We start from the raw sequence: 17,248 nt of genomic DNA on the forward strand, positions 1-17,248 counted from the left end.
AGGGCCTTTCGTCGGGAGTGCAGGAGGGCCGGGTGTGCGGGGTACGGCCGGCCGGTCAGGAGCCGGTGGTGTCCGAGGCGAGGGCGGCGGGGTCGGCTGGGTCGGCTGGGTCGGCTGGGTCGGCGCGCAACTCGTGGGCGAGGGCGTCCAGTTCGGCACCGCCCGCCATCTGCCGGGTGAGCTCGGCGAGCGAGATGTCGGCCTTCTCGAAGCAGCCCAGGCTGCGGCCCCGCTTGAGCAGCAGGAAGCGGTCGCCGACCGGGTAGGCATGGTGCGGGTTGTGAGTGATCAGGACGACGCCGAGGCCCCGGTCCCGGGCCTGGGCGACGTAGCGCAGCACCACCCCGGCCTGCCGGACGCCGAGCGCGGCCGTCGGCTCGTCCAGGATCAGGACCCGGGCGCCGAAGTGGACCGCCCGGGCGATTGCCACGCACTGGCGCTGGCCGCCCGAGAGGGTGCCGACCGGCTGTTCGACGTCGGCCAGTTCGATGCCCATCTCGGCCAGCGCGGCCCGGGCGGTCTCCCGGCCGGTGCGCCGGTCCAGCAGCCGTACCGGACCGTACCGGCGGACCGGCTCGGAGCCGAGGAAGAAGTTGCGCCAGACACTCATCAGCGGGACGACGGCCAGGTCCTGGTAGACCGTCGCGATCCCGCGGTCCAGTGCCTGGCGCGGCGAGGTGAAGCGCACCGGCCGGCCGTCCAGCAGCAGTTCGCCGCTGGTGTGCTCGTGCGCGCCGGAGAGGATCTTGATCAGGGTGGACTTGCCGGCCCCGTTGTCGCCCAGCACGCAGGTGACCTGACCGGCGCTCACCTCGACGCTCACCCCGTCGAGGGCGCTGACGCTGCCGTACGTCCGGCCGACGGACCTGGTCTCCAGCAGGGGCGGTGAGGTGGTGGTGTGCTGCGGACCCGTAGGCGTCCTGCTGGTCATCGGCTGCTCCCAGGTCATCGGCGGGCCCGTTCGGCGCGGCGGCGGAAGGTGTTGTTGACCAGGACCGCGGAGATCAGCATCAGTCCGAGGAAGAGCATGAACCAGTCGCTGTTCCAACGGGCGAAGACGATGCCCTGGCGGGCCATGCCGAAGATCAGCGCGCCGATCGCCGCGCCCACCGCCGAGCCGAAGCCGCCGGTCATCAGACAGCCGCCGATCACCGCGGCGATGATGTACTGGAACTCCAACCCCACCCCCTGGTTGGCCTGCACGGTGGTGTACCGCAGCAGATTGATGCTGCCGACCAGCCAGGCCGCGGCCGACGTGGCCATGAACAGCAGGATCTTGGTGCGCTGCACGGGGACGCCGACCTGGCGGGCGCTGGGCGCCGAACCGCCGACCGCGAAGATCCAGTTGCCGAAGCGGGTGCGGACCAGCACCACCGAGGCGACCGCCGTGACACCGAGCCACCAGACGATCGAGGTCGGGAAGGTGGTACCGCCCAGGTCCATGGTGGAGGCGAACAGCGAACCGGCCGAGGGGTAGCCGTCCGTCGCCCGCATGCCGCTGACCTGCACGGTGCCGGTGACGGTCCGGGTCACCCCGAGGTTGAGGCCCTGCAGCGCCAGGAACGAGCCGAGCGTGACGATGAAGCTCGGCAGCCCGGTGCGCATCACCAGCCAGCCGTTCAGGGCACCGACCGCGAGGGCGAAGACCAGCGCGGCCAGCAGCGCCGCCCAGACGTTCCAGCCGAGCCGTACCGCGAGCAGCGAGGTGACCAGCGCCGTGGAGGCCGTCAGCACACCGGCGGACAGGTCGAACTCGCCTCCGATCATGAGCAGCGCGACCGCGACGGCGACGATCCCGAGGGTCGCCGAGTCGTCGAGCCAGGTCGCCGCGCCGAGCGGGCTGAGGAACTGCCCGGTGATCGTGGAGAAGAACCCGAACACCAGCAGGGCGCCCAGTGCCGCACCCAACTCCGGCCGGACCACCAGGCGGTGGAGCAGTCCGGACCGGCCCCACCGTCCTGCTCCGGTGGTGGGAGCGCCGGTCGCGGCGCCTTCGGGGCCCGCCGGGGCGGCGGCGGCCAGGGTGGCCGCCGCCTCAGGCCGCCGGCTCACCGGGTACCCCGGGCGGCGTAGGCGGTGACCTGGTCGACGTTCGACTTGTCGACGAAGGCCGGGCCGGTCAGCACGGGGTGGCCGCCGCCGAGGGTGTTGCCGTTGTCGTGGTACAGCTTCAGCATCACGACCGGCAGGTAGCCCTGCTGGTACTGCTGCTGGTCGACCGCGAAGGACACGGTGCCGGCCTTGATGGCCGCCAACACGTCCGGATTGACGTCGAAGGTCGCCACCTGGGCCTTGGATCCGACCGCCTTGACCGCGTCCACGGCCTGGGCGGCGACCTGGGCGTTGAGGGTGAGAACGCCGTCGACGGCGGGGTCGGCCTGGAGCGCGCCGCGGATCCTGGAGAGCGTGTCGGTGGGGTTGTTGGCATCCACCTGGAGGTTGACCACATCGGAGCCGAAGCCCTGCTTGGCACCGTCGCAGCGCTGGGTCAGGCCGATGTTGCCAGCTTCGTGGATGACGCACAGCACCTTGTGCAGGCCCTGGCTCTTCAGCTTGCCGCCGGCGCCCTGGCCTGCCACCGTCTCCTCCTGGCCGACGTGGCCGACGGCGCCGAACTCCACGCTCCGGGCCGAGCCGGAGTTGACCGTGACCACCGGGATCCCCGCCGCGACCGCGGATTTGACGGCGGTCTGCAGGGCGTCCGGGTTGGCCATCGACACCACCAGGCCGCCGACGTGCTGGGCGACGGCGTTGTCGATGAGCTTGGCCTGGCCCGCCGGATCGGGATCTGACGCGTAGTCGACCTGCACGCCCAGTTGCTTGCCCGCGTCGGTCGCGCCGTTCTTCACCACGCTCCAGAACGCGTCACCGGGCCCGGCGTGGGTGATGACGGTGACGTGGAGCGGACCGGAACCGGACGCGGGGGCCGGGGCGGGCGCGCTGCCGGAGGCGGCGCTGCTCCCGCCGGCCGGTCCGCTGCATGCGGCGGCCAGCAGCAGGGCGGCCGCGGCAGCGGCAGTGAGCAGCGGCCGGGTACGGGCGCGCCTGCGGCGGATGAGGGAACGGTCGGCGTCGGGGGTCCGCGAGTGGGTCATGGCACTGCCTCCGAGGGTGGGATACGGCACGCGGCTGGGCGTAGGCCGGTGGTGGAGGATTCGACGGAGCGGCTTCCGGGGATGGCTCGAACGTGGGGTGGTCGGGCCGGGCTCGTCCCGGGCGGTCCGGGTTCCAGCGGCGTTCCAGGCGGTGGTGCGTGGTCGGCCTGATGGTGCGTCGGCGCCGCGAGGGTCGGGCGGCGCTGCGGGTGGGGCGCTCGAGTGCCACAAGATTGGTATCAGTAGGTCAGTATGTCAAGACATACTGACCAGTCATGTGGGGGCGCTTTTGCGCCGATTTCGCACCGCCTACGGAGCACCCGCCGACCGCCTGCCGGCCCGCGCCAGGACTAGGGGGCAAGGCCGGTGACGGTGTGTCAGCGCGCCAGCAGGGTGCACTCGAACGAGTAGAGCGAGGGCCGGTACAGGTGGTCGCCGCGCTCGACCGGGCGGCCCTGCACGTCGTACGCGGTGCGCCGCATGGTCAGCAGCGGCGCTCCCCGACCCTCGCCCAGCAGCCGCGCCTCGGCCGCGGATGCACGGCGGGCGCCGATCGACTGCTCGGCCGCGCCCAGCTGCACCCCCGCCCCGCGCAGCTCCTCGTACAGGCCGCTGCGCGACAGCGTCTCCTCGCCGAGCGGGCACAGTCCGACCGGCAGGTGGTTGCGCAGCAGGGCGAGCGGCTCGTCGTCCGCGAAGCGCAGCCGCTCCAGCTCCCACACCAGCGAACCCGGCGGCACCTGCAGCGCGGCCGCCACCTCCTCGCCGGCCTCCACCCGGGCCAGCCGCAGCACCTCGGTGCGCGGTCTGCGGTGGTCGCGCACCAGGTCGTCGTGGAGGCTGGTCAGCTCGACCTGCCGGCGGACCCGGCTGTGCACCACCTGGGTGCCGACCCCGCGCTTGCGGACCAGCAGCCCCTTGTCCACCAGGTGCTGGATCGCCTGGCGCATGGTCGGGCGGGACAGGCCCAGCTCCCTGGCCAGCGAGACCTCGTTGTCCAGCCGCGCCCCGGCGGCCAGCTCGCCCGAGGTGATCAGCCCCTCCAGCCGCTCGGCGACCTGGAAATAGAGCGGGATCGGGCTCGACCGGTCAACTCTGATCAGCTCGGCGAGGGGCGGCATCGCGACTCCGCATCGACAGGGGCGGCAGGGTGGGGATCCATTATGGCGCACCCGCCCGGCCGCGGTCCTGATGTCAGGACGACAGGATGAATGATCCTCGCGGAGATGGAGGCCGGTCGGGGGTCATGTTCACCGACGGGTCGTCGAACTCGCGCGAGATCACCTGGACCTGGCCCGACTCGACGTCATGGCACACCGTGTCCGGGCCCTGGCGGTCCAGTTGGGCGATGGTGTCGGCGTGGGTGGCGGTGTTGAGTGCGGAGCATCCCGACCTCCGGGTGCCTCCGGCCGAGCTTCACCTCCTCGCCGAGCAGGATCTGCATCAGGCGGCCGGCGGAGGCCGAGGGCAGGTCCTCGTCCACGGCGACGTGCAGCACCAGGCGTTCCTCGCCGCCGGCCCGCCACCGGACCTGCGCCGCCCACACCGAGCGGACGGCGGGGAACTCGCGGACCCGCCGAACGAGTGCGTCGCCCAGGGCGACCGCCACTGGGTCGGTGGACCGGTCGAGCGTCATTTCCGCCCCGGGCCCGTAGGTCGCCCAGTCTCGCAGCACCGGTTCGGGAAAGATCGCCTGCCCGTTTCCGGAGCGGACCCCGAGCACTCGGCGACGCCGGTCCTCTCCAGGATGTCCCTCAGCCGCGCCGCGTCACAGTGCACCATCCCGGCGGCCGCCGGCAGCAGTTGCTCGCCGAGCGCCGCGTCGGTGAACCCGAGCAGCGTGGGGCCCCGGACAGCACACCGTCCCAGCACCGCGAAGCGGCGGCCCACCAGCACGATGGGCCGCCGCTTCGAGCGTACGAGGGTCGGTAGCCGGCGAGCGCTCCTCTCTCGCAGGCTGCCAGGCCTGAGCGGGGTCAGTTGGCGGTCAGGGCGAAGGCCAACAGGGCGGTGGAGGTGAAGTCCACTGCCGGCTCGACGGTCTGCCAGGCTCCTGCGTCGTCGAGGTAGCGGGAGCCCTTGCCGTCGAAGGCGGTCCAGGTGCCGCCGCCGGGCGGGTTCGCGGCGCACTTCTTCATGGTGGGGAAGGTGTTCAGTTCGGCCAGCTTGGAGGCCGCGTTGGGGCCGTTGACCACGGCGCCGCGCAGGATGTCGTCGCCGGTTCCCGCAGGATTGGCGGCGAGGTTGGAGACCTGGTGTTCAGGGCAGTGCGGGTAGACCTCGCCCGCGCCGATCATGAAGGTTGTTCCCCAGGAGTTCGCGCCCATCGCCCAGCCGCGCTGCTCGGTGCCGAAGGCCCGGTAGTGGGGGTCTCCGGTCGCCTTCTCGTACAGCTTCGCGGTGGCGACCAAGCCGAGGGTGTGCGGTACGGCGTCGAAGTCGTTGTAGACGGCTCCGGCCCTGAAGGGGTCCCTGGCCGCGCGGGAGACGCCGTCGTCGAGCTGCCGGCGCAGGTCCTTGGTCAGGTCCGCGGCGCTGATGCCCGCCGCCTGGGCCGCGCCCAGGGAGGTGAGAAGGTCGGTGTGGGCGAGGGCGCTGACGTCGGCGACGCCCAGGGTGCCCTTGGTGTCGGAGTCCAGGTAGGCCTTGGCCCAGCCGGCCGCCTGCTGCTGCCAGTCTGCGGCCCGGTCGTCGCCGAGGGCCTTGGCGGCGAGAGCGAGCTCGGCGCCTCCGAACTCCATGTCGTCCTGCCACGACGACTCGGGGTAGAAGCCGTGCGGGAACGCGGTGACCAGCTCGCCGCTCGGCTCGGTGTCGGCCTGGGCGTAGACGGCTGCCGCCTTGTCGAGCCAGGTCTTGGCGGCGGCGGGGTTGCCGGGTGCTTCGCGCTGGGCGGCGAGGGCGAACACGGCGGCCATGCGGCCGGCCAGGTTGGGGCTGATCGGGGCGCCGGGTTCGCCGGCGCGGAAGACCGGCCGGTGCTTGACGGTGTAGTCGGGGTCGCCGGGCGCGACCGTGAGCGCGTCGTCGTCCTCGGGCAGCCGCCACACGTCGTGGTCGGTGCGGACGCCTTCGTTGCCGGCGCCGATGCCGACCTGGGCGTAGAGCGTGCCGGTCTTGCCGTCCCACATCTTGTCCAGCCACGCCAGGCCGTGTCCCGTCTCCGCGGACAGTCCGGCGGCGTTCGGGGTGTTGCGCTGCGCGAGCAGCATCTCGGCGAGGGCGTAGGAGGTGGTGTGGGTGAATTTCAGGAAGTCTCCGGCGTCGGACCATCCTCCGGAGACGTCGACGGGGCCGCTGACCCGGGTGAGCTTCTCGTCCAGGAGTTGGTTGCCTTCGTCGTTGTAGTGGGGAGTCGCGTAGACGGTGGCCTGGCGGTCGGTCAGGTGGGAGGGCTTGCGCCCCAGGACGTTGGTGAGCACGTCGGCGCCGTCGCGCTGAGCCTGGAAGAAGCGCACGTTGTCCTCGACCAGGGGGGTCATCAGGTCGCGGGCGGAAGCGATCTTGAAGGTGGGTGAGGTGCCGGCCGCCGAGCCGGTCAGTTCGAGGTGGTAGCTGCCGGGGGTGTTGACCGCGGACAGGTCCAGCACGTGGACCGCGTCGTAGGTGCTGTTCCAGTTGCCGGTGCGGGCGCCGACCTTCCCGGTCGCCACGACCTTGCCGTCGCGGTCCACGAGCTTGAAGCCGGCCTCCTGGAGTGCGGCCTGACTGCCCATGACGAAGGCCTTCTTCGTCTCGCCGACGGCATATCCGACCTGGTCGACGCGGATCTCCGCCCGGGTCCCGGATCGCTGGAGGCCGGTGGCCGCCGAGCCCTCGGTGGGCATCGCGTACAGCAGGGCGCCGACGCCGACAGTGCCGGCCACGAGCAGGGCGGCCGAGCGCAGACGGCGCGGCGTGCGGGGAGAAGTGTTCATGTCCCCAACCTGCCGGAGCGTTCATGAGACGAAGATGAGACTGCCACCAGGCATGTGTGCGAAGGCGTCAGGCTCGCCCGTCCTGGTGCCGTGAAGGGCGGCCTGCCCGGGCTGCTCTGCGGGTGGCTGGCCGCAGAGCACGCCACGGACGGCGGGCCGCCGGCGTCTGGGGGCGGGGCTTGGGGCTCAGCGCGCGGCGTGCGGTGGCAGTAGCAGCTGTGCCCGAAGTCCCCCGCCGGGTGCGTCCGTCAGCTGGGCGGTTGCGCCATGCAGGTCCGCGACCCAGCGCACGATCGCCAGGCCCGTTCCGGTGCCCGAGCCCCCGGTGACACCACGCGCGAAGACCTTCTCGTGGTCCGCCGCGGGAACGCCCGGCCCGTGGTCGCGCACGGCGATGAAGGTGGGAGCGACGGTCACCTCCACCGGCCTCGGCGCCGCACCCGGACGGGCACGGCCGTGCCGCAGTGCGTTCTCCACCAGGTTGCGGACGGCCTGCGCCAGGAGTTCGGGATCACCCAGGACCACCACAGGCTCGGTGCTGACCTGGATGCCCTCGCGGTCGGGCATCTCCTCGACGGTGAGCTCGACCAGCTGGTCCAGGCGTAGGGGCGTGAGCTCGAGCACCTCCAGCACCGCGAACTCCTTCGCGGTCAGGCTGAGCAGGATCCCGGCCCGGCGCACCCTGCGGCGCGGCAGGTCCATCTCCACGTCCCCTGCCCGCAGCTGCGGCAGCCGCGTGGGCTGGGCACGGCGGCACAGCGTCCGCACCCGAGCCGTCAACTCGGCAAACGCGAACGGCTTGACCAGATAGTCATCGCTGCCGTGCTCAAAACCCGCCACCCGGTCCGCGACCGTGTCCAAGGCGGTGAGCAACAGGAACGGCACGGTCGAACCCGCCCGGCGCTGCGCGGCCAGCAAGGTCAGCGAGTCACCGTCCGGCACCATACGATCCGCCACGACACAGTCGAAGTCGTTGACGGACAGCCTGAAATCGGCATCCGCCAACGTCAGAGCAAGATCCACCGCGAACCCCGCGTCCCGTAGGCGCGACACGATCACAGGCCCGAGCTCGGGATCGTCCTCCAACACCAATACACGCATGGGCCAGCAGCCTAACCCCCGACTCGAACAACCCCTGACGGGCCGAACACCACCACCTCCACACTCGACGACAACGCCCGACCCTTGCGGCCTCGCTCAGTCGCCTCACTCGGCAACAGGTGCCTGGGCCACAGCGGCCTGGCTGGCCGCTCCCGGCAGCGGGAGGGGCATGACCGAGTGCTGCGGGGGTTCAAGACCGCGGCGGGGCTGTCGCCGGGGGTGTGGCTGAACAGCACCGAAGCGCGCCGGGTGCGGTCATGTGGTCGGGGTGGGGGCGGCGACGTCGTGGGCGGCTTGGACGAAGGCGGCGACGGCTGCGGATCGCGAGGTCTCCGGCCAGGCGACCATGACCGCACTGGGGCTGAGGCCGGTGACCGGCCGGTATGCGATGTCCGGGCGCCGGTGCCGCTTGGTGGTGGAGAGTGACAGGAACGCCACCGCCTGGCCCAGCGCGACCACCTCCAGGAGTTGCTCGACGCTGGCCACGAGCGGCCCCTCAGGAGCGTCGGCCGGCGCCAAGCCTGTGTGGCCATCGCCTGCTTCCGCTCCGTCGCATCCTGTGTAGTAGGCGGTGGTGGAGGGGGCGGCCCCTTTCCAGCGTGGGATCGGTTCGCCCTTGAGGTCGGTCAGCCGCAGTCGCCGGCGTCCGGCCAAGCGGTGCGCGGCGGGGAGAACGGCCAGTCGAGGCTCGACCACGAGCGTCTGGGAATCCAGCCCTTGACCGTCGAACGGGCTGCGCAGCAGCGCTACATCGGCACGGCCGTCCCGCAGCATGGCGATCGGCTCTCCGCTGCCGCCGACGACGACTTCAGGCGGCGGCAGATGCGAACCCGTTCCCCGGTAGGCGGCGAGGATCTCCCGCAGCAGCCCGGCATCGCCTCCCGGCTTGACCGCCACGACGAGCTGGGGTGTCGGCTGACCGGCCCGGCGTGCACGCCGGGCCGCCGCGTGCACCGCGTCGACCGCGATCCGGGCCTGGTCGAGCAGCACCTGACCGGCGGTGGTCAGCCTCACCTGCCGGGTGGTGCGCTCCAGCAGGCGTACCCCGAGCCGGGACTCCATCTGAGCGATCGCCTTCGACAGCGGGGGCTGCGCCATCCCCAGGCGTTGCGCGGCCCGGCTGAAGTTCAGTTCCTCGGCGACCGCGATGAAGTACCTCAGCTCCCGCACCTCTAGCTCACTCATATCTGTGGACTATAGATCCAGAGTCTTCTGGTGTTTCCCTGCCGCCCGTGGGTGAGGGGAGGCTGGGTGCCATGACGACTTCGCAGAAAACTGCTCTGATCACCGGCGCGAACAAGGGCATCGGCAAGGAAACGGCGCGCAGGCTCGCAGCCCTCGGCATCACCGTGCTGATCGGCGCCCGCAACGCCGAGCGAGGCGAGGCGGCGGCCGAGGAGCTTCGCGCCGACGGCGCCGACGTACGGTTCGTTCCGCTGGACGTCACCGACGAGATCTCGGTCCAGGCCGCCGCCAAGCACATCGACGCCACGTTCGGCCGCCTCGACATCCTCGTCAACAACGCCGCGATCGCCGCTGGACCGCAGAAGCCGAGTGAAACCCCCGCCGCCACCCTCCGGCAGGTCTACGAGACCAACGTGTTCGGCGTCATCGCGGTGACCCACGCCATGCTCCCCCTGCTACGCCGCTCCGCCGCCGCACGCATCGTCAACATGTCCAGCGAACTCGGCTCCCTCACCCACCAGGCCGACCCGGGCAGCCCGTGGTCCGCCTACTACTCGATTCTGCTCCCTTACTGCACCTCGAAGAGCGCGCTGAACGCGATCACCGTGCTCTACGCCAATGAACTGCGCGCCGAAGGGATCCTGGTCAACGCGGTGAGTCCCGGCTACTGCGCGACCGACCTCAACCGCCACAGCGGGATGCGCACGGCGGAGGAGGGCGCGGCCGTCGCGGTTGACCTGGCGACCGTGGGCGAGGACGGCCCGACGGGCGCCTTTCTGGCCGAGGACGGGCCGATTCCCTGGTGAGACCATGCCGCGCCGTCTCCGCCCGAAGCCTGACGGGGGTGTTTTCAACCCCGCGTTCGGGATGATCCGGTCGGTCTCGGATGCGCGGTTCGAGGCGGGTCTGGACTGGGCGCGGGTCTGGGCGAAGGGCCACGGCGGGAGCTTGGCGGCGCCGGCGAGGGCCTCGGTCGGCGGCTACGCGATCGGCACGTGGCTGTCCGAACTGCGGGCCGCCGCCCAGGTGCCGGCCGGGGAGCCGGGGGCGCTCGATAACGAGCGGCGCCGGGCGCTGGAGGAGATCGACCCGTGGTGGTGCCCCACTTGGCCGATCGTCTGGCAGCCCACGTACGCGGTCGCCAGGTCGCAACTGCCCGCCACCGATTGGCGTCCGAGGCTGTGACAGAGGGGGTTGAAGTTGCGCATGTGGGCAAAGCTCGGTTGCCTGGGGCCGTTAGCGGCGGGGCTCGGGGCGGTAGGGACGGTCATGGAGATCGGGCAGCGATGGCGGGGGTGCGAGAGCCACCTGGAGCCCGGCTCACAGGCCGCACTGTCGGCCGCACTGCCCGTCGCGTTCGTCCTGGAGCTCGCGGCGGCCTACCTCGGCGGCTGGATCGGCGGCTGGATCGCCAGGAACGCCGAGGCCGAGGCTGGGACGTTCGCCGAGGTGGTGTCGGCGGCCCTCGCGGTGTTCGCGGTGGCGGTGGTCCTGATCGCGCTGGCCGGCACGGGTGGCTCCTCCTGCCCGACGCCGCCCTGACGACGCGCCAGACGGTGTGAAGTTGCGTTCCTCTGACAACCCTGTGGGGGCCCTGCTGCGGCTGTCTGGGGTGCTGGGCCTCGTGGGTCGAGGGGTGCTGCGCCGGGCTGGTTCCTCACCGTCCCGGCCGGCGTCGGGCCTGGTGGGCCATCAGCCCGACCCAGCCGTCCAGGAGTTGTCCGCTGCGATCGGTCTTCCGCCTGGGACGGGCGCCTCTGGCAGACCCGGTCGCGCCAACCTCCGGCGGTCGGCTCGGCTCACTCCGGCCCGGCTCGCGGCCTCCCTGGCTGGCGGTGACCGATGCCGGCCGCCCCTACAGCTCCGTGGCCCGGGAGCTGGACCGCCGGACCGTACGCAAGTACGCCCTGGCCCGCACACCTGGCACAAGGTGATGCACCGGGTTCCCCACCGTGCGTACGGTGGACGTGCCCGGTTTCTGAAGTGTAGAAGGCCGGAGCTTGGCACTCCGTCGCCGTCCGGTTCGTGGACGGTGGCGGGAGTGGTCTTGACCCGCATCGCTGGCTGGGACTCCGGGCTTCGTGGGCCGCATGTGCCATCCGCCAGTCCCCTGCCCGGGCTCGCCGGGCAGGGGGCCGGCGCTGTCAGCGGATGGTGATCCGGTCGAGGTTGGGGCCGCCGTCGGCGGTGGTGGAGGTGGCCCGGATGGTGTTGGCTCCGGCCTTGAGTGCGATCGGGAGCGAGGCGGTTGCCCAGGTGTCCCAGTTCGCGGTGGGCGGGAAAGGGCGTCCGGTGGCGATCCGGGTGCCGTTGACGGTGATGTCCATCGGCCGGTCGACGGTGGTGCCGTTGGCGTACCGCAGGTCGAGGGTGGCCCCGGCCGCCGCGCCGGCCTGGACCGTCCACTCGGCGTAACTACCCGCGGTGTTCGTGAGGTTGACGAATCCGGTGCCGCTGTAGCCGGTGTGGTTGGACTCGACGACGCCCTGGGAGATCCGGGCCTCCTCGGCCTGGTAGACGCCGGAGCTGCCGGAGACCAGTTGGTAGCCGCGCATCCCGGTGGTCAGCAGGTAGCAGTCCTGGAGCGAGCCCGAGGTGTCTCCGAGCGAGCGGTAGATTCCCCATTTGGGCCGTACCCGGTCGGCGAGGAAGGTGTCGACGCCTGCCTTGGTGACGTCGATGAGCGTGGTGCCGGCGCTGCGCAGGATCCACCGAACCGATCCCGAGGTGCCGTCCCCGACCTTGATCTGGAAGTCGACGTCCACCCATCGGTCGTGCAGCGGGTCGAGGCTGGTTCTTCCCACCATGACTCCGCTGACCGGGAGTTGGAGTTCGATGGTCTGGGCGTCGGCCACCCGGCGCAGGGACTGGACCACGATAGGGGAGGATCCCGCGCCGGGTTCCTTCATCTGCATGATGTGGGTGAAGGTGGTGGTCGCCTTCAGCGAGGACGGGATGTACATCGAGTAGGTGGTTCGCCAGGTCTCGCCGGGCAGCCACTGGAGGTGGTCGCCGCCGGCCGGGGTGCGCATGCCGGTGACCTCGTGGCGCTGGCGGTCGGTGGAGGTGTCGCGGTCGACCATGTGCATGTTCCAGCGGAAGTTGTCGCCCTCGACGCGGATGTGCGGGGCGCCGGCCGGGTGGGAGTCGGCACGGTCGTCCTCGACGGTCTCGAATGCGGCGAGGCCGTCGACGGCGGCCGAGGGCGCCCAGCGCTGCTGCCAGCTGGAGAGGCTCAGGGTGGCGGCCGAAGCGCTGGTGCGGGGTAGTGCGGTGGTGACGGCCGCGGTGAGGGCGGCGCCCAGGACGGTACGACGGGATGGCCTGTTCACGGGAGGCTCCTTGCGGTCGGAGGCAGCGACCGGTGCCGGCTGACGCCGACGGACCGGCAGACTCTCCTGCGGTGCGGGGGTATGACGGCGCGACGGTCGGGCAGGGCGCCGGGGGGACCCCGGTGCCGGCGGGCAGCGCCGAGGGGTCAGCCGTGGTAAGAGGCGATGATCTTCGTGAAGGCGTACGCGGACTGGCTGATTCCGCTGCACGAGTCGCCCGCCGGGGTGCCGGAGGGGCATTGGCGGTCGCGGTTGACCGACCAGAAGGTGAAGCGGGCGAGGTGGTGCGCCTTGGCGTAGTTGAGCATGGTGGTGAAGTCCGAGGTGGAGACGGTCTCGTCGCTCTCGTCGGTTTTCCCGTTCATCGAGGAGATCCCGATGTGGCGGTAGGCGGTCGCGGAGTCGTAGCCGTACGCGCTGGCCACCGTGTTCTTGAGCCCGTCGGCGGCGGCCGTGGAGACCGAGCCCATCGAGCCGTTGTGGCCGCCGAAATCGAACGGCATGATCGTCCAGCCGTCGAGCGCGAGTCCGGCCGCCGCACCCTTCCTGATCAGGTCGGTGCCGGCGGCATCCGGGCCGGTCGTGGTGGTGCCGATGGTGACGTATTCCTTGATGCCCGGGTTGTTGGTCTTGATGATCTTCAGGGCGCTGATTTCGCGCTGCCGCGCGGTGGAACTGGCGATCTCGGTGTTCTCGATGTCGATGTCGATCGCCTTCAGTCCGTAGGCATTGATCACCTTCTGGTACGCCGCGGCCAGTGCGCTCGCCGAACTGCACTTCTCGCCGAGCTTGTTGCCGCTCCAGCCGCCGAACGAGACCACCACGTCGCCGCCCGCGGCCCGGATGGCGTTGATCGCGGACTGGTCGGCGCCGCCGGTCAGCGCCCGACTGCCGTCCCACTTGGGGTTGCACGTGCCGTCGCTGAGCATGAACGCGAGCGTGAACTGCTTGACGCCGGTGGCGTTCATGACGTCGGTGGGCTTCTGCGGGCTGCCCCAGCCCAGGTACTCGTACGGGGCGTTGAGCCCGATCGGGTCGGCCGTGACGGCCTGGCCGACGGGCGCTGCGGCGAGGCCGGAGAGGGTGAGCGCGACGGTGGCGGCGAGCGTGAACAGGGTGCGGGACGAGGCGTTCGGAGCCATGGGTCACCGATCCGTAAAGGGATGAATGTTAGGAACCTTTCCTAATATCAGGGAGGAAAGCAGCAGCACCCGTTCACGTCAAGGGGTGTGACAGTGCGCCAGCTGCCGGCAAGGCCAGTACCCGGCGGATCCCGGCGGGCGGCACCACCCGCCGGAACCCGGGGGGACGACGAGGGCGCGGCCGACAGGAACCGGACACTCACACAGGTGCCAGGTGTCCGCTCACAGCCCGCACTGCCGTTGCCGATCGCAGCCCTGGAGGTGCGCCACCCTATGCCGCGCCGGCCATCGAGCCGAGCCGACTGCGGGACTGCGGGAGCGCGCCGGAGTCCTCGAGCTCCACGCCCAACGCGTACCTCCACGACAACCGGTCCAGCACCGCCTCCGCCGCCTGCCGGTCGGTCAGGTTCTCCGCCGTCTGGAACACCGTGCCCAGCGCCGGCCTGCCGGCGACCGGCCCACCGGGCCCGTGGCACCGGATGCCTCGGCGGACTCGACATCCGAGAACAGCTCCCCGAGCCGGTCCCGGCCCGCCACGGGTAACGGGATTTTCCGTCCGTGGTTCTTCGCCCGCCACCTCGGGCTCCGGTTCCGGCCACGACTGCGGCTCCGTCGACACGACCACACCCACTCCCCCGACTGGGGACAGGGAGGAAGCCGACCGCCCACCCGGCCCGCCCGACTGTCATACCCCATCCGCTCCCACCACGAATGGGCAACGGGGTCACGTGGCTCGCCAACGCCTCCCGACGGCTCTGAACAGGCCGATTGAGGCTTACCGACGGTCCCTCACCGAGCCGCCGCAGCGCCGTGAGATGGATCACAGTCGCGGGCCGGCTGGCAGCACCGTTCCGACTGCCCACGGTCAAGAATTCCCAGGCTGCAGCGGGTTCTCCCAGGAAACTCCCAGCTTCGGACCGTTCACATCAACCGTCAACTTGAAGTCTGTTAATTTTTGCAGAATTGCCATGCGTTGACTGGTATTCATATGAGCCAGCACGCTTCGACGCCATGAAGAGACACCTTCTGAGCAGCTCGCTCACCCTCACGATCAGCACCCTCGTCATAGCCGGCGCCGGTGTCCCCGCCGTGGCCGCCGCCCCCAGCCCGCAGCCCCAGGCCTCCCACAGCAAGGCCGTGCAGGACGCCAACGCCCAGGTCGCCGCCCACCCGGACGCCGTGAACGCCGGCACCGACGACCGCTTCGTCGCCACCAACGTGCAGGTCGACGCGGACGGCGCCCGCCACGTCCACTTCAACCGGACCTACCGCGGCCTCCCCGTCCGCGGCGGCGACGTGGTCGTCCACTCCGCCCCGAACGGCACCCTCGACTCCACCAGCCTGACCCAGGCCGCGCCGCTCTCGCTCTCGGTGACCCCCTCAGTCACCGATCAGCAGGCGATCGCCAAGGCCGCCACGCTCTTCCACGGCACCCTCGGCAGCAGCACCGCCGTCCTGACCGTGGACGTCACCGGCGCCTCGGCGAAGCTGGTCTGGGAGGTCGTGCTCAACGGCACCGGCGCGGACCGCTCCCCCAGCCACCTCCACGTCCTGGTCGACGCCGTCACCGGCGCCACCGGCGAGAGCTGGGACGGCTTCTCCGCGTTCCTGCCCGACGGCACCAAGCGCACCACGACCAAGGCGGCCCCCACCGCCGTGTCGGCGCCCGCCGCCCCCGCCGCCCTGGCCGCCGCGGCCTCCACCGGCACCGGCAAGGGCTACCAGGTCGGCAACGTCAGCGTCAGCACCACGCAGAACTCCACCACCAGCTACACCCTCAAGGACCCGGTCCGAGGCAACGGCGAGACCCGCGACGCGCAGAACCAGACCACCACCAACGACTCCCCGCCGGCCGGCTGGGGCGTCGCCTTCAACGACGCCGACAACGTCTGGGGCAACAACGCCCTGACCGACCGCGCCACGGTCGCCGTCGACGCCCACTACGGCATCCAGGCCACCTGGGACTTCTACAAGAGCGTCCTCGGCCGCAACGGCATCAAGAACGACGGTGTCGGCGCCCGCTCCTTCGTCCACTACGGCACCAACTACGACAACGCCGGCTGGGACGACGCGAGCTTCGCGATGATCTACGGCGACGGCGCGGCCGGCTCCAAGCCGTTCACCGAGATCGACGTCGCCGGCCACGAGATGAGCCACGGCGTCACCGCCGCCACCGCCGGCCTGATCTACAGCGGCGACGCGGGCGGCCTCAACGAGGCAACCTCGGACATCATGGGCACGATGGTCGAGTTCAACGCCAACAGCCCGGCCGACGCGCCGGACTACCTCATCGGCGAGAAGATCGACATCAACGGCAACGGCACCCCGCTGCGCTGGATGGACGACCCGAGCAAGGACGGAAAGTCCGTCAAGTGCTGGTCCAGCACCACCAAGAACCTCAACCCGCACTACTCGTCCGGCGTCGGCAACCACTTCTTCTACCTGCTCGCCGTCGGCTCCGGCCAGTCCCAGTGGGGCAACAGCCCGACCTGCGACGGCTCCACCGTCGCCGGCATCGGCAACGACGCGTCCACCAAGATCTGGTACCGCGCGCTGTCGGTCTACATGACCTCCAACACCGACTACCCGGGCGCCCGCACCGCCACCGTCAAGGCCGCCAAGGACCTGTACGGCGCCGGCAGCGCCCAGTGCGCCGCGGTGGAGAAGGCGTGGGGCGCGGTCTCCGTCGCCCCGACCGCCACCACCTGCGGCGGCACCACCCCGCCGCCGACCGGCAACAACCTGCTGCTCAACCCCGGCTTCGAGTCCGGCGCGACCTCCTGGACGGGCACCTCCGGCGTCATCACCAACGACGCGGGCGCGGCCCCCCGCACCGGCTCGTACTACGCCTGGCTGGACGGCTACGGCTCCGCGCACACCGACACGCTCTCCCAGTCGGTGAGCATCCCGGCGACCGCCACCGCGCCCAAGCTGACCTTCTGGAACCGGATCACCACCGCCGAGACCGGCAGCACGGCGTACGACACCCTGAAGGTCCAGGTCGTCAACGGCACCACGACGACCACCCTGGCCACCTACTCGAACGTCGACGCCACCTCCGGCTACGTCCAGCGCACGCTCGACCTGTCGGCCTTCAAGGGCAAGACCGTCACGATCAAGTTCACCGGCACGGAGGACTCCTCCCTCCAGACCGGCTTCCTGATCGACGACACCTCGGTGACCGCCGGCTGATCCCGGCCCCCGGACCGGTGGACCCGGGCGGTCGACCCACGACGTCCCGCCCGGGTCCACCGCAGCACCTCCCACGACTGCTGCGGCCACCCGCCCCGCCCCTGCCAGGAGCTCACGCACACCTCGCCACCCTCCGGATCCGCAGGCCCCCACCACGCGGGCGCTCGCCCCGGACACCAGTCGGCCGCCGGCGGCCAGCGCCGCACCGACCCGCCGCCGCGCCTCCTCATACGGCACGGTGGCAGCGCGACGGCTTCGGGGTCGATCCCGTATGCCGGGTGCTG

The 17,248-nt window shown here is 71.2% G+C and carries 15 protein-coding genes and 1 pseudogene; 4 read left to right on the forward strand and 12 right to left on the reverse strand.

Going from position 1 to position 17,248, the window contains the following annotated elements; translation table 11 throughout:
- Positions 1-55: 55 nt before the first annotated feature.
- From OG871_RS01450 to OG871_RS01485, 8 genes are all read right to left on the reverse strand, one after another.
- Positions 56-931, reverse strand: a complete 876-nt coding sequence (locus OG871_RS01450) for an ATP-binding cassette domain-containing protein (protein ID WP_371493682.1) — start codon at positions 929-931, stop codon at positions 56-58.
- A 14-nt stretch (positions 932-945) separates the two neighbouring features.
- Positions 946-2,052 carry an ABC transporter permease gene (locus OG871_RS01455; protein WP_371493683.1) on the reverse strand — a complete coding sequence of 369 codons (1,107 nt, stop codon included), beginning with the start codon at positions 2,050-2,052 and terminating at the stop codon, positions 946-948.
- Positions 2,049-3,095, reverse strand: a complete 1,047-nt coding sequence (locus OG871_RS01460; protein ID WP_371493684.1) for a sugar ABC transporter substrate-binding protein — start codon at positions 3,093-3,095, stop codon at positions 2,049-2,051. The genes OG871_RS01455 and OG871_RS01460 overlap by 4 nt, the downstream gene beginning before the upstream one ends.
- Before the next feature lie 377 nt (positions 3,096-3,472).
- Positions 3,473-4,216 (reverse strand): GntR family transcriptional regulator, encoded by a 744-nt coding sequence (locus OG871_RS01465; RefSeq protein WP_371493686.1) that lies wholly within the window; start codon positions 4,214-4,216, stop codon positions 3,473-3,475.
- Between the two features lie 185 nt (positions 4,217-4,401).
- A complete protein-coding gene (locus OG871_RS01470; RefSeq protein WP_371493687.1) occupies positions 4,402-4,731 on the reverse strand; it encodes a hypothetical protein in 330 nt (109 codons plus the stop codon).
- A 340-nt stretch (positions 4,732-5,071) separates the two neighbouring features.
- Complete coding sequence (locus tag OG871_RS01475) at positions 5,072-7,012, reverse strand: glycoside hydrolase family 9 protein (protein WP_371493688.1); 1,941 nt, start codon at positions 7,010-7,012, stop codon at positions 5,072-5,074.
- Positions 7,013-7,198: 186 nt separating this feature from the next.
- Positions 7,199-8,113 (reverse strand): ATP-binding protein, encoded by a 915-nt coding sequence (locus OG871_RS01480; protein ID WP_371493689.1) that lies wholly within the window; start codon positions 8,111-8,113, stop codon positions 7,199-7,201.
- Between the two features lie 255 nt (positions 8,114-8,368).
- Complete coding sequence (locus OG871_RS01485) at positions 8,369-9,298, reverse strand: LysR family transcriptional regulator (RefSeq protein WP_371493690.1); 930 nt, start codon at positions 9,296-9,298, stop codon at positions 8,369-8,371.
- Positions 9,299-9,369: 71 nt separating this feature from the next.
- On the opposite strand from OG871_RS01485, the gene OG871_RS01490 reads away from it, so the two are divergent.
- From OG871_RS01490 to OG871_RS01500, 3 genes are all read left to right on the forward strand, one after another.
- The gene (locus OG871_RS01490) at positions 9,370-10,104 is read left to right on the forward strand and encodes an SDR family oxidoreductase (RefSeq protein ID WP_371493691.1); all 735 of its coding nucleotides are present in this window, start codon (positions 9,370-9,372) and stop codon (positions 10,102-10,104) included.
- Positions 10,105-10,108: 4 nt separating this feature from the next.
- Positions 10,109-10,483 (forward strand): helicase associated domain-containing protein, encoded by a 375-nt coding sequence (locus OG871_RS01495; RefSeq protein ID WP_371493692.1) that lies wholly within the window; start codon positions 10,109-10,111, stop codon positions 10,481-10,483.
- A gap of 84 nt (positions 10,484-10,567) precedes the next feature.
- Positions 10,568-10,840, forward strand: a complete 273-nt coding sequence (locus tag OG871_RS01500; RefSeq protein WP_371493694.1) for a hypothetical protein — start codon at positions 10,568-10,570, stop codon at positions 10,838-10,840.
- 602 nt (positions 10,841-11,442) lie between these two features.
- Here the strand turns inward: OG871_RS01500 and OG871_RS01505 are convergent.
- The 4 genes and pseudogenes from OG871_RS01505 to OG871_RS01520 all read right to left on the reverse strand — a co-directional run bounded on the left by OG871_RS01505 (position 11,443) and on the right by OG871_RS01520 (position 14,199).
- Complete coding sequence (locus OG871_RS01505) at positions 11,443-11,853, reverse strand: carbohydrate-binding protein (RefSeq protein WP_371503191.1); 411 nt, start codon at positions 11,851-11,853, stop codon at positions 11,443-11,445.
- Positions 11,833-12,630, reverse strand: a pseudogene (locus tag OG871_RS01510) (Tat pathway signal sequence domain protein); the annotation flags it as partial. The gene OG871_RS01505 and the pseudogene OG871_RS01510, both read right to left, overlap by 21 nt.
- Positions 12,631-12,776: 146 nt before the next feature.
- The gene (locus OG871_RS01515) at positions 12,777-13,772 is read right to left on the reverse strand and encodes a chitinase (RefSeq protein WP_371493695.1); all 996 of its coding nucleotides are present in this window, start codon (positions 13,770-13,772) and stop codon (positions 12,777-12,779) included.
- Positions 13,773-14,043: 271 nt separating this feature from the next.
- The gene (locus OG871_RS01520) at positions 14,044-14,199 is read right to left on the reverse strand and encodes a transposase (RefSeq protein WP_371493696.1); all 156 of its coding nucleotides are present in this window, start codon (positions 14,197-14,199) and stop codon (positions 14,044-14,046) included.
- Between the two features lie 584 nt (positions 14,200-14,783).
- On the opposite strand from OG871_RS01520, the gene OG871_RS01525 reads away from it, so the two are divergent.
- Complete coding sequence (locus OG871_RS01525; RefSeq protein WP_371493697.1) at positions 14,784-16,964, forward strand: M4 family metallopeptidase; 2,181 nt, start codon at positions 14,784-14,786, stop codon at positions 16,962-16,964.
- The last annotated feature ends 284 nt before the right edge of the window (positions 16,965-17,248 follow it).

The sequence above is a fragment of the Kitasatospora sp. NBC_00374 genome (genome assembly GCF_041434935.1).
In the GTDB taxonomy this organism is placed as follows: domain Bacteria; phylum Actinomycetota; class Actinomycetes; order Streptomycetales; family Streptomycetaceae; genus Kitasatospora.

What these genes read in the sequence shown, in the direction of transcription:
- OG871_RS01450 (WP_371493682.1), bottom strand. Translation starts at nt 931, where the DNA reads ATGACCAGCAGGACGCCTACGGGTCCGCAGCACACCACCACCTCACCG.
- OG871_RS01460 (WP_371493684.1), bottom strand. Translation starts at nt 3,095, where the DNA reads ATGACCCACTCGCGGACCCCCGACGCCGACCGTTCCCTCATCCGCCGC.
- OG871_RS01465 (WP_371493686.1), bottom strand. Translation starts at nt 4,216, where the DNA reads ATGCCGCCCCTCGCCGAGCTGATCAGAGTTGACCGGTCGAGCCCGATC.
- OG871_RS01470 (WP_371493687.1), bottom strand. Translation starts at nt 4,731, where the DNA reads ATGACGCTCGACCGGTCCACCGACCCAGTGGCGGTCGCCCTGGGCGAC.
- OG871_RS01475 (WP_371493688.1), bottom strand. Translation starts at nt 7,012, where the DNA reads ATGAACACTTCTCCCCGCACGCCGCGCCGTCTGCGCTCGGCCGCCCTG.
- OG871_RS01480 (WP_371493689.1), bottom strand. Translation starts at nt 8,113, where the DNA reads ATGCGTGTATTGGTGTTGGAGGACGATCCCGAGCTCGGGCCTGTGATC.
- OG871_RS01485 (WP_371493690.1), bottom strand. Translation starts at nt 9,298, where the DNA reads ATGAGTGAGCTAGAGGTGCGGGAGCTGAGGTACTTCATCGCGGTCGCC.
- OG871_RS01490 (WP_371493691.1), top strand. Translation starts at nt 9,370, where the DNA reads ATGACGACTTCGCAGAAAACTGCTCTGATCACCGGCGCGAACAAGGGC.
- OG871_RS01495 (WP_371493692.1), top strand. Translation starts at nt 10,109, where the DNA reads ATGCCGCGCCGTCTCCGCCCGAAGCCTGACGGGGGTGTTTTCAACCCC.
- OG871_RS01500 (WP_371493694.1), top strand. Translation starts at nt 10,568, where the DNA reads ATGGAGATCGGGCAGCGATGGCGGGGGTGCGAGAGCCACCTGGAGCCC.
- OG871_RS01505 (WP_371503191.1), bottom strand. Translation starts at nt 11,853, where the DNA reads ATGCGCGGCTACCAACTGGTCTCCGGCAGCTCCGGCGTCTACCAGGCC.
- OG871_RS01515 (WP_371493695.1), bottom strand. Translation starts at nt 13,772, where the DNA reads ATGGCTCCGAACGCCTCGTCCCGCACCCTGTTCACGCTCGCCGCCACC.
- OG871_RS01525 (WP_371493697.1), top strand. Translation starts at nt 14,784, where the DNA reads ATGAAGAGACACCTTCTGAGCAGCTCGCTCACCCTCACGATCAGCACC.